The organism is Archaeoglobus veneficus SNP6 (assembly GCF_000194625.1).
Lineage (GTDB): Archaea > Halobacteriota > Archaeoglobi > Archaeoglobales > Archaeoglobaceae > Archaeoglobus_C > Archaeoglobus_C veneficus.
The window spans coordinates 1,405,612-1,419,288 of record NC_015320.1; the positions used below are offsets into that span (position 1 = coordinate 1,405,612).

14 protein-coding genes are annotated in these 13,677 nt (G+C 49.7%); 10 read left to right on the plus strand and 4 right to left on the minus strand.

The window, feature by feature from the left end; genetic code table 11:
- Positions 1 to 51: 51 nt before the first annotated feature.
- The 9 genes from ARCVE_RS07780 (at position 52) to ARCVE_RS07820 (ending at position 9,076) form a co-directional block, all read left to right on the plus strand.
- Positions 52 to 2,031 carry a CoB--CoM heterodisulfide reductase iron-sulfur subunit A family protein gene (locus ARCVE_RS07780; RefSeq protein WP_013684225.1) on the plus strand — a complete coding sequence of 660 codons (1,980 nt, stop codon included), beginning with the start codon at positions 52 to 54 and terminating at the stop codon, positions 2,029 to 2,031.
- A 13-nt stretch (positions 2,032 to 2,044) separates the two neighbouring features.
- Positions 2,045 to 2,458, plus strand: a complete 414-nt coding sequence (locus ARCVE_RS07785) for a hydrogenase iron-sulfur subunit (protein ID WP_013684226.1) — start codon at positions 2,045 to 2,047, stop codon at positions 2,456 to 2,458.
- Positions 2,455 to 3,438, plus strand: coding sequence for an NADH-quinone oxidoreductase subunit B family protein (locus ARCVE_RS07790; RefSeq protein WP_013684227.1), 984 nt, complete (start codon positions 2,455 to 2,457; stop codon positions 3,436 to 3,438). Before ARCVE_RS07785 ends, ARCVE_RS07790 begins: the two co-directional genes overlap by 4 nt.
- Positions 3,435 to 4,895 carry a Ni/Fe hydrogenase subunit alpha gene (locus ARCVE_RS07795; RefSeq protein WP_013684228.1) on the plus strand — a complete coding sequence of 487 codons (1,461 nt, stop codon included), beginning with the start codon at positions 3,435 to 3,437 and terminating at the stop codon, positions 4,893 to 4,895. Before ARCVE_RS07790 ends, ARCVE_RS07795 begins: the two co-directional genes overlap by 4 nt.
- Positions 4,892 to 5,314: a hydrogenase maturation protease gene (locus ARCVE_RS07800; protein ID WP_013684229.1), complete on the plus strand. Its 423-nt coding sequence runs from the start codon at positions 4,892 to 4,894 to the stop codon at positions 5,312 to 5,314. The genes ARCVE_RS07795 and ARCVE_RS07800 overlap by 4 nt, the downstream gene beginning before the upstream one ends.
- Positions 5,315 to 5,458: 144 nt before the next feature.
- Positions 5,459 to 5,773 carry a hypothetical protein gene (locus tag ARCVE_RS07805; RefSeq protein ID WP_013684230.1) on the plus strand — a complete coding sequence of 105 codons (315 nt, stop codon included), beginning with the start codon at positions 5,459 to 5,461 and terminating at the stop codon, positions 5,771 to 5,773.
- Between the two features lie 67 nt (positions 5,774 to 5,840).
- Positions 5,841 to 6,785 (plus strand): transcriptional regulator, encoded by a 945-nt coding sequence (locus tag ARCVE_RS07810; RefSeq protein ID WP_013684231.1) that lies wholly within the window; start codon positions 5,841 to 5,843, stop codon positions 6,783 to 6,785.
- Positions 6,786 to 6,832: 47 nt separating this feature from the next.
- Positions 6,833 to 8,467 (plus strand): thermosome subunit beta, encoded by a 1,635-nt coding sequence (gene thsB, locus ARCVE_RS07815; protein ID WP_013684232.1) that lies wholly within the window; start codon positions 6,833 to 6,835, stop codon positions 8,465 to 8,467.
- 81 nt (positions 8,468 to 8,548) lie between these two features.
- Positions 8,549 to 9,076, plus strand: coding sequence for a DUF429 domain-containing protein (locus tag ARCVE_RS07820; RefSeq protein WP_013684233.1), 528 nt, complete (start codon positions 8,549 to 8,551; stop codon positions 9,074 to 9,076).
- Here ARCVE_RS07820 and ARCVE_RS07825 read toward each other — a convergent pair.
- From ARCVE_RS07825 to ARCVE_RS07835, 3 genes are all read right to left on the minus strand, one after another.
- Entirely contained in the window at positions 9,073 to 9,351 is a 279-nt protein-coding gene (locus ARCVE_RS07825) for a hypothetical protein (RefSeq protein ID WP_013684234.1), read from the minus strand. The two genes, ARCVE_RS07820 and ARCVE_RS07825, sit on opposite strands and share 4 nt — an antisense overlap.
- 195 nt (positions 9,352 to 9,546) lie before the next feature.
- A complete protein-coding gene (locus ARCVE_RS07830) occupies positions 9,547 to 10,233 on the minus strand; it encodes a metal-dependent hydrolase (protein ID WP_013684235.1) in 687 nt (228 codons plus the stop codon).
- 42 nt (positions 10,234 to 10,275) lie between these two features.
- Entirely contained in the window at positions 10,276 to 11,544 is a 1,269-nt protein-coding gene (locus tag ARCVE_RS07835; protein ID WP_013684236.1) for a tRNA(Ile)(2)-agmatinylcytidine synthase, read from the minus strand.
- Between the two features lie 123 nt (positions 11,545 to 11,667).
- Here ARCVE_RS07835 and ARCVE_RS11370 point away from each other — a divergent pair, with 123 nt between their 5' ends.
- Positions 11,668 to 11,820 carry a hypothetical protein gene (locus ARCVE_RS11370; protein WP_013684237.1) on the plus strand — a complete coding sequence of 51 codons (153 nt, stop codon included), beginning with the start codon at positions 11,668 to 11,670 and terminating at the stop codon, positions 11,818 to 11,820.
- Between the two features lie 64 nt (positions 11,821 to 11,884).
- On the opposite strand, the gene ARCVE_RS07840 is transcribed toward ARCVE_RS11370, so the two are convergent.
- Positions 11,885 to 13,654 carry a chloride channel protein gene (locus ARCVE_RS07840; protein WP_013684238.1) on the minus strand — a complete coding sequence of 590 codons (1,770 nt, stop codon included), beginning with the start codon at positions 13,652 to 13,654 and terminating at the stop codon, positions 11,885 to 11,887.
- Positions 13,655 to 13,677: the final 23 nt, after the last annotated feature.

Consider the following 13,677-nt stretch of genomic DNA (forward strand, 5'->3'; position numbering starts at 1 on the left):
CTCAGTTACACTTCTGGATGAAAAATCACTACATTTTAATAAGGTGATCACATGGGTGAGGACGACATAAAGATAGGTGTCTACGTTTGCCATTGTGGTAGAAATATCGCCGAAAAAGTCAGGATAGATGAGGTCGTGGAGTTTGCAAAAACACTCCCTAATGTCGCCGTTGTTAAAGACTACAAGTACATGTGCTCCGACCCTGGCCAGGAACTCATCGTGAAGGATATACAGGAAATGGGTATAAACAGGGTTGTCGTTGCCGCTTGCAGCCCGACACTTCACGAACAGACATTCAGAAACGCCTGCAGGAGGGCTGGTCTTAACCCGTACCTCTTTCAGATGGCAAACATAAGAGAGCTTGACGCCTGGGTTACTGAAGATGTCAGAAGCGCGACGGAAAAAGCGAAAGCCTTCGTGAGAGCAGCTGTCAATCGCGTCGCAATTCACGAGGAGCTCGAAGTTGGTAGAGCAAGAATAAACCCAAACGTGCTGATTATAGGTGGCGGTATTGCCGGTATTTCTGCTGCGCTCGTTCTCGCCGACGCGGGCGTAAAGGTGTATCTCGTTGAGAGAGAAGCTACAATAGGCGGCAACATGGCCAAGTTCGACAAAACGTTTCCAACTCTCGATTGCGCTGCGTGCATTCTGACCCCTAAGATGACTGCCGTCAAAGCCCATCCGAACATCGAGTTGCTGACGTATGCAGAAGTTGAGGAGGTCAGCGGCTATATTGGCAACTTCAGGGTTAAAATAAGAAAGAAGCCGAGGTACGTGAAGGAGGATCTCTGTATAGGCTGCTATCAGTGTGTCGAAGACTGTCTGTTCGCTGAACCGCTATTTCCGTCTGAGTTTGATGCTGGTCTCGGGAAGAGGAAGCCAATCCACATCCCGTTTCCGCAGGCTGTCCCCCTCGTTCCCTTTATCGATCCAAACACCTGTATGTGGCTTACGAGCAAGAAGTGCCCTCAGTACTGCGTGGAAGCGTGTGAGCCAGATGCAATCGATTTCAGTATGAGTGATGAGTTCGTTGAAGTAGAAGTGGGGACAATAATAGTGGCTACCGGATATAAGACGTTCGATGCTTCGAGAATTCCGCAGTACGGCTACGGGAGGTACGAGAACGTTTACACATCCCTTCAGGTTGAGAGGATGCTCAACTCCACCGGCCCGACAGGTGGAGAAGTTCTGCTCGCCAACGGCAAAAAGCCGGAGAGTGTTGCCATAATACACTGCGTCGGTAGCAGGGATGAGAACTACAACAAGTACTGCTCGAAAGTCTGCTGTATGTACTCCATCAAGCTTGCCCGCCTCGTAAAAGAGAGAACCGGTGCGGAGGTCTACAACTTCTATATTGACGTGAGGGCTGCAGGTAAGGCGTACGAGGAGTTCTACAAGCGAGTGATGAGCGAGGGCGTTTACTTCATCCGTGGCAGGGTTGCGGAAGTGACTGACATTGCAAAAAGCCCGGAGGAGGAGGGCAAACTCGTAGTCGTTGCTGAAGACACATTGCTCGGCAGGGTTCGCAGAATTCCCGTTGACATGGTCATACTCTCAGTCGGTCTCGAGCCTCAGAGCGATGCAGACAGAATAAGAAACATGCTTAAGCTGTCGTGCTCACAGGACGGCTGGTTCTTGGAGCGACATCCGAAGCTTGCTCCCGTTGCGACTGCCACAGAGGGTATATTCGTTGCAGGCTGCTGTCAGGGGCCGAAGGACATACCCGAGACCGTTGCTCAGGCAGAAGCAGCTGCAGGAGAGGCGCTGTCACTCATACAGCGTGGTGAGGTTGAACTTGAGCCGAATATAGCTTTCATAAGAGAGGAGCGCTGCTCGGGCTGCAGAATATGCATAGGAATGTGCCCGTACGGAGCCATATCCTTTGACGAAGAGAAGGGTGTAGCTGTTGTAAATCCGGCCATGTGTAGAGGATGCGGCACATGTGTTGCTGCTTGCCCGTCAAAGGCGGCCCAGCAGTACCTGTTCAGAGACGAGCAGATATATGCTGAAATAGAAGGAGTTCTGCTGTAAGGGGGGTTCTGCTGTGAGTGAATTCGAGCCGAAGATAGTGGGGATATTCTGCAACTGGTGCTCTTATATGGCCGCAAATCTTGCTGGAACTGCAAGAATGAAGTACCCTCCGAATCTGAGGGTTGTTAGAGTAATGTGTTCGGGCAGAATAGACCCCCAGTTCGTTTTCTATGCATTCAAAAATGGGGCCGACGGTGTTCTGCTTGCAGGCTGTCACCCACCAACGGACTGCCACTACATTGAGGGTAACGTCAAGTGTTTGAGGCGTTACAGGCTTCTCAGGAAACTCCTTCCGCAGTTCGGAATAGAGCCTGAAAGACTCAGGCTTGAGTGGATTTCTGCAAGCGAGGCGGACAAACTGAAGAGGGTTGCGGAGGAGTTTGTTGAAGAACTCAGGAAGCTTGGACCCCTGGAGGCGAAAAGATGAAACCAAAGGTTGCTCTTTACTGGTGCGCAAGCTGTGGTGGTTGCGAGGAAGCTGTCGTGGATTTAGCAGAGGCAATACTCGATGTGGTTGAGAAGGTTGACATAGTGTTCTGGCCCGTTGCCATGGACTTCAAGAGAGAGGATGTAGAGGCTCTGGAAGATGGAGAAATAGTTGCAAGTTTTATAAACGGAGCAATAAGGTTTTCCGAGCACGTCGAAATGGTAGAACTGCTCAGGAAGAAATCCAAGCTCGTCTTTGCCTTTGGGGCATGTGCGTGCTTTGGCGGAATTCCAGGGCTTGCAAACTGCTGCAGCAGTGACGAGATATTTGATTACGTTTACCGCGATTCTCCAACTGTCGTGAATCCCGACGATGTCAGACCTACTCCCGGCTGCGAAGCTTGCAACGTCAGGCTCGACGTTCCAGAGTTCCTCGACGAGTGCAAGGCACTCGATGAAGTTATAGATGTCGATTACTACATTCCCGGTTGCCCCCCTTCAGTCAACATCATAGTCGATGCCTTCACAGCCCTTCTCGAAGGAAACCTCCCGCCCAAAGGCTCTGTTCTTGCATCCCAGAAGTCCGTTTGTCACGATTGCAGGCTTAACGAGACAAAGCCCGAAAAGATCCTCATTAAAGAGTTCAAACGCGTCTGGGAAGCTGAACCTGAGCCAGATAAATGTTTACTCGCTCAGGGCTTCCTCTGTCTTGGCCCAGTTACGAGGGGTGGATGTGGAGCGCTGTGTGTTGGCGGGAACATGCCATGCACGGGCTGTTTTGGCCCCCTCGACGGTGTTATGGACTACGGAGCCAAAGCACTGTCGTACATAGCATCCATCGTGGATTCCATGGATGAGGAGGAAATTGACAGAATTCTCGAGAAGATTCCAGATCCTCTTGGCCTATTTTACAAGTACTCCCTTCCAAAGTCCTTGCTTGGGGGCAGAATTCGAAGGGTTGCTGGAGGTGATGACGTTTGAGCACCAAAATCACAATTGATCCTGTTACGAGGCTCGAAGGACACGGAAAGATAGAGATTATACTCAACGAGGAGGGAAACGTCGACAGGGCATACTTTGTCATCCCTGAACTGAGGGGATTTGAGAAGTTCTGTGTAGGAAGAGTTGCCGAGGACATGCCTCAGATAACCGAAAGAATCTGCGGTGTTTGTCCCACTGCCCACCACACTGCCTCGACAAAAGCTCTCGACGACCTCTTTGGTGTTGAGCCTCCTCCGGCAGCGAGGAAGATAAGAGAACTGATTTACTCCCTGTTCATGCTTGAGGATCATGCACTCCACTTTTACATTCTCGGTGGCCCTGACTTTATAGTGGGACCAAACGCGCCGAAAGCGGAGAGGAACGTTGTCGGTGTCATAAAAAAAGTCGGAGTTGAAGTGGGCAAGAAGGTAATAGGGATGCGAAAAGAGATCAGAGCCCTTATGACACACCTCGGCGGAAAGGTAGTCCATCCAGTGTTCGGGCTGCCAGGAGGAGTGGCAAAAGGAATAAAGGAGGAAGAAAGAGATGGGATTATAAAGCTCGCCGAGAAAGGCGTCGAATTTGCAAAGTTTACTCTCGAAGTATTCCATGATATAGTCCTCAAAAATCAGGAGTACGTTGATTTAATTCTGTCCGATGCATACAGGCACGAGACATACTACATGGGTCTCGTTGACGAGAACAATTGTGTGAACTTCTACGATGGTATGGTGCGTGTTGTGTCGCCAGAAGGCAAGGAATACGCGAAGTTCCACTGCAGTGAGTATGCTGACTACATTGCCGAGCATGTTGAGCCCTGGACGTACATGCGCTTCCCTTACCTCAAAAACGTGGGGTGGAAGGGTTTCGTTGATGGAGCCGAAAGCGGAATCTACAGCGTTGCTCCACTCGCAAGGCTGAACGCCGCTGAGGGCATGGCCACTCCAGAAGCGAACGAGGCATACAATGAGATGTACGAAACAGTTGGCGAGAAGCCCGTACATTACAGCCTCGCGAACCACTGGGCGAGAGTAATTGAGATGGTCTATGCTGCAGAACGCCTCTTGGAGCTCGCAATGGATGATGAGCTAACGGATGGCTACATCAGAAACATTCCCGATGGGGTCGCGAGAAAAGAGGGCTTTGGTGTTGTCGAAGCTCCTCGTGGGACGCTATTCCACCACTACTGCAGCGATGAGAACGGAGTTCTCACGAAAGTCAACCTGATAGTTGCAACACAGCAGAATGCCGCTCGTATGGCGATGGACATAGACAGAGTTGCGAAAGCCCTGATAAAGAACGGAAACGTAAATGACGGCATTCTGAACATGATAGAGATGGCCTTCAGAGCCTACGACCCCTGCCACGCGTGTGCAACTCACGCCATTGGTGAAATGCCTCTCAGAATAAACATACGCGGCCCCGACGGAGAGATTCTAAGGGAAATTAAGGTATGAACCTCGTGGTGTGCATAGGCAGCGAGACTGGCAATGACAGCTTTGGCCTGAGAGTTGCCAGACTCATAAAGGGAAAAGTTAGCGCGAGAATAGAGGAGGCTACAAACTACATAGACCTGCTTACCTTCCTCTACGACGCAAGCTACGAGAAGCTGATTGTTGTGGATGCTGTTAGAGGAAACGAGGACTACAAACTCGTTGAGTTCGACGTCAGGGCCGATGGAAAAGTGAAGGCCCCGATGACGCACTCAATAACATTTTTCGATGCCGTCAGACTTGCAAAGGCCCTTGGAATTCTTCCCGATAGAGTTATCGTCGTTGGGATGGAGATTGCCAGTGTTGAAGTGGAGGATGAGGGCAGGCTGGAGGAAGTTGCCGCGAAGGCTGCGGAGAGAGTTGCCGAGCTTTGTTCTGAGTAAGTTCATTGTGTTTTATTTTTAGTAATACGTGGAAGGTTGGGAATACACTGACATCGTCGGTTTAGCAGACAAAAAGCGAAATCATAAATTAATGATATTCCATTGTAAATAGGATGGGTGAAAGTCCATTACGGAGGAGCTGATATGAGCAATTTACGGTGGAGCGAGTTTATTAGAAAAATCGAAGAGGATGAAGAGCTCCAGAATAAAATCAAGGAGGATCCTGTTGCGGCAATCAGAGAGGTTGCTGCGACAATACCTGAACCGCTCAGGCGCGATGTCTGGATTTACCGCATAGTTGTTATAGCGCTCGGTCTGACGGTGCTTGCTGTTGTCATTGGAGCCATCGTAATAACCATGGTAGACAAGACGACTCCCGATGTACTTGTTGCTCTTGGCTCCGCTGCGGTGGGTGCTTTAGCTGGACTGCTTGCTCCCTCTCCAGCGGGCGAAGGATGAATCAACAGAAAAAACACAAGCAAAATCGCAAAGTTTTATATAGTAAATCATACCTACTGTAAACTGGATGCACGCAGCGGTGGTAGAATCGATACTCAGGATACTGGACAAGGCAGGTTTCAGAGTTACGGACTTAGTTGAGACCAAACCCCGCTGCTTTGACATCGTTGCAAGAAAAGATGAAATAGTCATGCTCATAAAGGTGCTCTACAACGTCGATTCTCTCAAGGCTGAGATGGCCGAAGAGATGAAGCTTGTCGCCAAGCTGCTGAAAGCTTCGCCGGTAGTCGTCGGCGAGCGCTTCAAATTCGACTACCTTGAGAGAGGTGTAGTTTACAACCGCTACGGGTTGCCTGTGATAAACACCGCAACGTTCTACGATTTTGTTGTGGAAGGTATCCCGCCGATGGTCTATTCAGCTCCGGGTGGCTACTACGTCAGGCTCGACAGCGAGAGGATAAGAGAGGCGAGGCAAAGACTCGGTATATCCATTGGCGAACTTGCAAAGATGCTTGGCGTGTCGAGGAGAGCCATTAAGAAGTACGAAGAAGGTGTTGATACATCGGTGGAGAATGCAGTGAAGCTCGAAGAGTTCCTCGGCGAGTACGTGATCAAGGCAATAGACATCCTGAACTTCGTTAAGGATGATGTCGAACCAAAGGAGGATGTTGAGCTGAGGAATGGTGAAGCGGAGATAGTGGAGCAGCTACGCTGCATAGGCGTGAACGTTTACCCGATAAAGCATGCTCCTTTCGACGTTGTTTCTAAAACAGGTGACGAGGCTGTTTTAACAGGTGTTAAACAGGTCAGGGAGATCGAGAGGAGAGCCGCGATTATTGGTAAGGTCTCTGAAGTCCTCTCGACCAAAGCAGCATACATAGTTGAGAAAGAAGTTAAAAAGGGTATTTCATCTGTAGTATTCCTCATGAAGGAGGAACTCGCGTGCGTCAGTTCGCCAAAAGATTTTATAACCCTCTTGAATGAAAAGAAATCGACCGAAAGAAATATATAGAACTACTGTTCTACTAATTCCCAGCCCATAGGCGGGGGTGAGAAGAAATGGCTACGCTGCAGGGGCAGCCTGTACTGATTTTGAAAGAGGGAACCCAGAGGACTGTTGGAAGAGACGCCCAGAGACTCAACATAATGGCTGCAAGAGTTATTGCCGAGGCTGTTAGGACGACTCTTGGGCCGAAAGGAATGGATAAAATGCTCGTCGATAGCCTCGGCGACGTCGTTATCACCAACGATGGAGTTACAATACTTAAAGAGATGGATGTCGAGCACCCGGCTGCAAAAATGATAATTGAAGTTGCAAAGACCCAGGAAGACGAGGTGGGTGATGGTACAACGACTGCTGTAGTTCTTGCCGGTGAACTTCTCAAGAGAGCAGAAGAGCTACTCGACCAGGACATCCACCCGAGCATCATCGCCAGGGGTTACAGGCTCGCAGCCGAGAAGGCAATGGAGATTCTTGACGAGATCGCAATGAGTATTGACGTGAACGACGATGAAACCCTCAAAAAGGTCGCTGCTACCGCTATAACCGGAAAGCACGCTGAGTACGCAGTAGAGCACCTCTCCGGAGTCGTAGTCGATGCGGTCAAGAAGGTTGCAGAGAAGACCGACAGCGGTTACAAAGTTGACGATGACGCAATCAAGCTCGAGAAGAAGCAGGGCGGAGGCGTTGAAGACACCGAGCTCATCGATGGAATTGTGATCGACAAAGAAGTCGTGCACCCAGGAATGCCAAAGAGAATAAAGAACGCAAAGATTGCAGTTCTTAAGGCAGCCCTCGAGGTCAAGGAGACTGAGACCGATGCGGAGATTAGAATCACCGACCCAGAGATGCTCCAGAAGTTCATCGAGCAGGAGGAACGCATGATCAAGGACATGGTAGATGCGCTCGTCAACGCCGGAGCAAACGTCGTCTTCTGCCAGAAGGGCATTGACGACCTTGCACAGTACTACCTCGCAAAGGCTGGAGTGCTCGCTGTTAGAAGGATAAAGCAGAGCGACATCGAGAAGCTCGCCAAGGCGACGGGAGCAAAGATTCTGACCGATCTCAGAGACATCAAGCCAGAGGATCTCGGCGAGGCTGAGCTTGTCGAGGAGCGCAAGGTCGGCGATGAGAAGATGGTGTTCGTGACGGGCTGCAAGAACCCGAAGGCCGTGACGATCCTCATCAGGGGCGGTACCGAGCACATCGTCGATGAGGTTGAGCGCAGCCTGACTGACTCCATCAAGGTCGTGAAGGCAGCACTGGAGAGCGGCAAGGTCGTTGCGGGCGGAGGTGCGCCAGAGATTGAGATCAGCCTGAAGCTCAAGCAGTGGGCACCAACACTTGGTGGAAGGGAGCAGCTATCAGCCGAAGCTTTCGCCACGGCACTCGAAATTATACCGAGGAGTCTCGCGGAGAACGCTGGACTTGACCCCATCGACATACTCGTCGAACTCAAGAAGGCCCACGAGGATGGCAACGTCTACGCTGGAGTCAACGTCTTCAGCGGAAAAGTTGAGAACATGAAGGAGCTTGGAGTCCTTGAGCCGCTGAGGGTCAAGAAGCAGGCAATCAGCAGCGCAACCGAGGTAGCAATAATGATCCTGAGAATTGACGATGTCATCGCTGCTAAGGGCATCGAGAGCGAGAAAGAGAAGGGCGGCGGTACCGAGGGCGAGGAGAGCGAGGAGTAAATTTTGATAACTCTTTCCCTATGTTTTTTTCTCTTATTTCGTGAGAACAGTTTTTTAATTCGTTACTCTGAACCTTTATAGATGCTCGTGTGCGGCATTGACGTTGGCGTCAGAATGAGCTACATCGCCCTGCTCGATAACAGAAGGCTTGTTTATTGCGGAAAGTATAACGAGCCTGTTAAATGCGACGCTGTTGGCATCGATGCACCTCTTTCGCTTCCGGAGTCGGGAAGCCTTAGAGAATGCGAGCGGAAGCTCCTAAAGCTGGGGATAAGGCTTTTTCCGTCCGGAGCAGATTTCTTCAGGTCTGTAGTAAACAGGGGAATGGAAATCGCGGAAGAGTTCAGAAAAATTGGTGCTGAAGTCTTCGAGGTGTATCCGTATGCGACTCGCAGACGGCTCGGCATAGCCCCCGACGTAAAAAAGTCCACCAAAGGAGGCAGAGAGCGAATAATTGCCGAACTCGCGAGATTTGTTGAGGGCATTGATAACCTGAGCAACCACAACGAGGTAGATGCAGTAATCTCAGCCCTCACGGTCAGCCTCTACTACGAAGGGAAAGCAAGACTGCTGGATGGACGAGATGGAGCGATCCTCGTCCCTCTTTAGCGTGCAAGTATTTCCTGTTTTGCCATATAGAACTGGCACTTTTCCGGCTCTATTATGTACGTTTCAGCCCTTACCCTACCCCATATGGCAAAGCTCTTGGCAGCGACGATTGCCTGACAGTATGCAGGACACTCTCCATTCAGCAGAAGGCCGTTCACTCTGCAGAAGTCGTGGTAATTGCAGTTGACGACTTCTACTCTCCTGTTCGTGACATCAACAGCTATAATTGCCTGAATCTTATTCAACCTGACCGAAACACACTTTATTTCGTTCATTTCTGATCCATCCTTATATTGAGGTGATACTCATACTTATTACAATAATAGGACTAATACCAGCATATTTAAATTTTTCGAAATAAGAATAAAAATAATTAAATCTTTTTTTATTCCCCCTAATAGAATGGGTGGTCATTGAAACAAATAGTATGCAATCTATTTTTCGGTATGCTTAAATTAAATATATAGTTGTCAGGGATACTCAAACCCCTCTCCCGGTCTGAGCACTACTACCTTGACTCCAGTCTTATCCTCGGCTAACTTTCTGAACTCCTCGGGATCCTGATTTATGACCGGGAACGTGCCGTAGTGCATTGGAACGGCTACTTTTGGCTTTACGAGTTCAAGGGCCTTAACTGCACCCCTTATTCCCATGGTGTACCAGTCCCCTATGGGCACAAGCATCACGTCCGGGCTGTGTAATTCGCCGATTAACTGCATGTCAATGAAAACATCTGTATCGCCTGCATGGTAAACCTTCACACCGTCCAGTTCTACAACAAAACCTGCAGGACAGCCAGTACTTATCAGCCTGCCGTTCTCCTCAACGTCTGCAGAATGCAAGGCAGGAACCATCGTAAACCTTACGTCCTTAACCTCAGCCGTACCGCCGATGTTCATGCCGACCGCATTTCCACCGTTCATGGCTATATACCTCGAAAGTTCGTGAATGCACACGACAGGAGCGTTGCAGCGCTTTGAGATCTCTATGGCATCTCCAAGGTGGTCTCCATGACCATGTGTTACGGCAATGACGTCCACGTCAACCTCCTGAGGCTTTACAGGAGACGCCGGGTTCCCCGAAAGAAACGGATCAATCAACACCCTCCTGCTACCCTCAAGCAGAAAAGCTGCATGCCCCAGCCATGTGATCTTCATACATCCCACCTCCATTAATTATACTGTGCGCAAAAGTTAAACTTACCGGAAGATGTGCTTCTTTGAAACATCCATTCTGACAAGGGGCTTTGATAAATGCCTCCTCGCACACGGAGGTACTTCGTAAAAGCCCTCCTCTATCTTCCTCTCAACTCTTCTCGCAACTTTCTCAAGGGCCTTTGTTTTGCACTTTCTACACCTGAACCCCTGCCCTCTACCGGCAGATTCCATTCTCTTTCCGCACACCGGACAGACGGGGTTTTCGTAGACGTATGTCTCTGCAAGCCTGACGATGTTTATCTTTTCGAGGTTTATCGTGTTCTTTTTCATAGATCCGTAAACTTCAACGATGTCGCCAGCCTTAAGTTCCCGGATGACATCTCTGAACTGCTTCGTTGGTTCGAACGCTGCACATTTCACATCCCCAAACCGTGTTTCGATGGCAAAGAAGACGTGTCCACCAGTTATTGTGCTTGGCTCCTCAACCACCTTCCCTCTCACTATGTACGAGTGGTAGTCCTCGAGTTTGTTCGTGTTCCTTTCGTGTATCAGATGCATATCCGTGGCCTGATTTGTTACAAAGGTCATGTACCTGTCGACTGGCTCAGTCTCAACGGTATCGAAGGCCTCCCTTATCGCAGCGAGGTCGTCGCCCCTTATTCCGAACAGGACAGGATCGGGAGAACCTGGAACCGCCACCACCACCCTGTTGTGCCAGTCAACAGTGTCCCACGTCCTTGGGTAGGTTTTTCTGTCCGCTTCAAAGAACGATTCTTCATCGTACTCTCTTGGCGTTCCGAAACGTTCCGGCTTTCTGTATGCGAGAACCTCGAGGGTGTAATCGTCGAGGTCAAGGCCTACGGCAGCGAGGGCCCCGATAAGTCCCCTTCCGAGCTTGTACCTGAGGTGAGGTATCATGTACTTTCCTATGATAAACAGCGCCTCATCAAGACTTATGACGCCTCTTACCGCTCTGAGGGCAAACTTCGATAGGGCATTCATAACCCTGTCGTTCTCTGCATCGACGAAAACTGCTCCAGGATTCGTTTTTTCGTCCTCAAGCATTGCGTATTCTTCTATTTTCTCCCTCACAACGTCCATTACGTCGTCGAGGTTTCCTTCAACGAGAAAAGAGACCGCCCCGTTTCCCCTCGTTTTGAAAGGAATTGTGGGGTTGAGCCTGATCAGCCTCGGAAAGCCTACTACGCTTAAACCCCTCTCCTCAAGTTCTTCCACGATAAGCACAGCAAGATACGTGGTGCACATCCCCCTGCTTGAGTCGGTGTCGTCTATTCCCACCCACAGTTTCATCGACTCCACTGCTTGCCGTGGCTTTATTAAAGTTTAGTGAGAATTGTATAACTAATATAATTACTCATGGTAGAAAAAATTTAAAGTAACATTTATATACTCTTATTTTGCCTTTTTGTCATAATGATGGGTGAATTAACATTCTGCGAGAAGAGGAAGTCCCTCAAGGTCATGGATTACGAGTGCTGGGTGTGTGAGGAGAACGTGATCAACGGTGGACGCTGCTATCCGTGGGCGCAATGGGGTGTCGAAAAGAGGGCTCCGTGGGAAATATAACCGCACCAAATAGTAAAATTATGACATGTAGGTAATATTATCTATCTATCCCAAATAGTTTTTGTTATTCTACTGACCTCGTAGCCCTTGCGTGGGCTCTTATTATTGCAGACCTTGTTATCAGTCCGAGGAGCTTTCCTTCATCTTCTCTGCTAACTACAGGCAGCCTTCCTATGTCGTAGGTTGCAAGCTTTACAAGCGCTTCTTCAAGACTCTCGTCGGGATACGTTACAATAACACTTCTCGACATTATCTCTCCCACACTCGTCGTCTCCCTCTCCTCTATCGGCACCTTCTCCACATCTTCGAAGGTCACAATACCAACAAGCCTGCCGTTCTCTACAACTGGAAAACCTATGTGCCCGGTCTTTTCAATGAGTTCCAGAACATCCATCACCGTTGAAGAGGGACTTACCGTTATAATTTTGTCTGCAGGCGTCATGGCCTCGCTCACTTTTATCTTCTGGAGAATATCAACGGAGAGTTCACCTCTGTGAGCTGGACTTTCCAGTTTTGTTGCCACCTGCTCGGCGTATATGGATCTGTCCCCGGTAATGTAGTATGCCACGGTCGATGCAAGCAGTAAAGCAGGCAGCAGGTTGTAGCCACCGCTCATTTCCAGAACCATCAACACGGCTGCTATGGGTGTCTTGGCAACTCCAGCGACGAATGCAGCCATACCTATGAGGACGTAACTCCCGGGCTGCGCGGTGACTGGAATGATGTCGTGGAAAACATATCCGAAAAACGCTCCAACCATGCTGCCAATTACGATGGACGGGGCAAATACTCCACCACTTCCTCCAGAACCTATGGTGAACGAAGTGGCAACTATTTTACCGAATATTGCCGCAATGATAACATAAATGGCAAGCTTTCCGTACAGTGCTTCCTGAACATACCCGTATCCCATTCCCAGAACCTGCGGAACGTAGAAGCCGATGACTCCCGTTACAAGTCCGCCAATCACCGGCTTGAGGTAGGGAGAGATGTTCAATTTCTTGAATGCGTTGTGGATGGAGTAGAACGTGTTGATGTACAGGATTCCAATAACTCCAGCAAACAGACCGAGGGGTACACACAGGAGCATTTCAAGGGGAGAACTGAAGGTAAAGTTCGGAATACTGAAGATGGGCAGCATACCAAAGTGCACACCAGCGATGTGCCCTATAATAAGCTCAAAGACGATAAACGCTGTAATTGATGAAATGAAAGCCGGAACTATGGCTTCGACTTCGTAGTCTCTCTTGTAAAGCACTTCAATTCCGAAAATTGCTCCACCAAATGGACTGCGAAATATGCTACCGATTCCCCCAGCCATTCCACATACGAGCAGGATTCTTCTGTCCCTGTCCGAAAGGTTCAGAAGTGATGCCAGCGCTGAGCCAAAACCAGCTCCAATCTGAATGATTGGCCCCTCTCTGCCGGCGCTTCCGCCGCTACCTATGGTTATTGATGATGCGATCATTTTTATAATCGGAACCCGTGACCTTATCTCACCCCTCATCCTGTGGAATGCCCTTATGACCGCATCAGTCCCATGACCCTCCGCTTCTGGAGCAAAGGTGTAAACTATCAGACCACTCAGCAAACCACCTATGGCCGGGATAAGGTAGAGAGGTAAAAGTGACGCGTGGAAGTTGAGACTTACCACATCCACCTCGCCACCGGCGGGAGGAGGTGTGTAGCTATCCAGCCCGGAGAGAAACACGTCTGTGCAGAGATCCAAGAGAAAGTAAAATGCGAAGGCACCAACTCCCGAAATCACACCAACAAGGGTGGCGAGCAGTACAAGTTGACCAGAGCCCAACGGAGGTCTCTGAAAACTGGTCACTTTCGCCCGTAAGAAGGGTATTG

Coding starts and splice junctions, on each gene's coding strand:
- ARCVE_RS07780 (WP_013684225.1), top strand. CDS start 52: ATGGGTGAGGACGACATAAAGATAGGTGTCTACGTTTGCCATTGTGGT.
- ARCVE_RS07790 (WP_013684227.1), top strand. CDS start 2,455: ATGAAACCAAAGGTTGCTCTTTACTGGTGCGCAAGCTGTGGTGGTTGC.
- ARCVE_RS07800 (WP_013684229.1), top strand. CDS start 4,892: ATGAACCTCGTGGTGTGCATAGGCAGCGAGACTGGCAATGACAGCTTT.
- ARCVE_RS07805 (WP_013684230.1), top strand. CDS start 5,459: ATGAGCAATTTACGGTGGAGCGAGTTTATTAGAAAAATCGAAGAGGAT.
- ARCVE_RS07810 (WP_013684231.1), top strand. CDS start 5,841: ATGCACGCAGCGGTGGTAGAATCGATACTCAGGATACTGGACAAGGCA.
- thsB (WP_013684232.1), top strand. CDS start 6,833: ATGGCTACGCTGCAGGGGCAGCCTGTACTGATTTTGAAAGAGGGAACC.
- ARCVE_RS07820 (WP_013684233.1), top strand. CDS start 8,549: ATGCTCGTGTGCGGCATTGACGTTGGCGTCAGAATGAGCTACATCGCC.
- ARCVE_RS07825 (WP_013684234.1), bottom strand. CDS start 9,351: ATGAACGAAATAAAGTGTGTTTCGGTCAGGTTGAATAAGATTCAGGCA.
- ARCVE_RS07830 (WP_013684235.1), bottom strand. CDS start 10,233: ATGAAGATCACATGGCTGGGGCATGCAGCTTTTCTGCTTGAGGGTAGC.
- ARCVE_RS07835 (WP_013684236.1), bottom strand. CDS start 11,544: ATGAAACTGTGGGTGGGAATAGACGACACCGACTCAAGCAGGGGGATG.
- ARCVE_RS11370 (WP_013684237.1), top strand. CDS start 11,668: ATGATGGGTGAATTAACATTCTGCGAGAAGAGGAAGTCCCTCAAGGTC.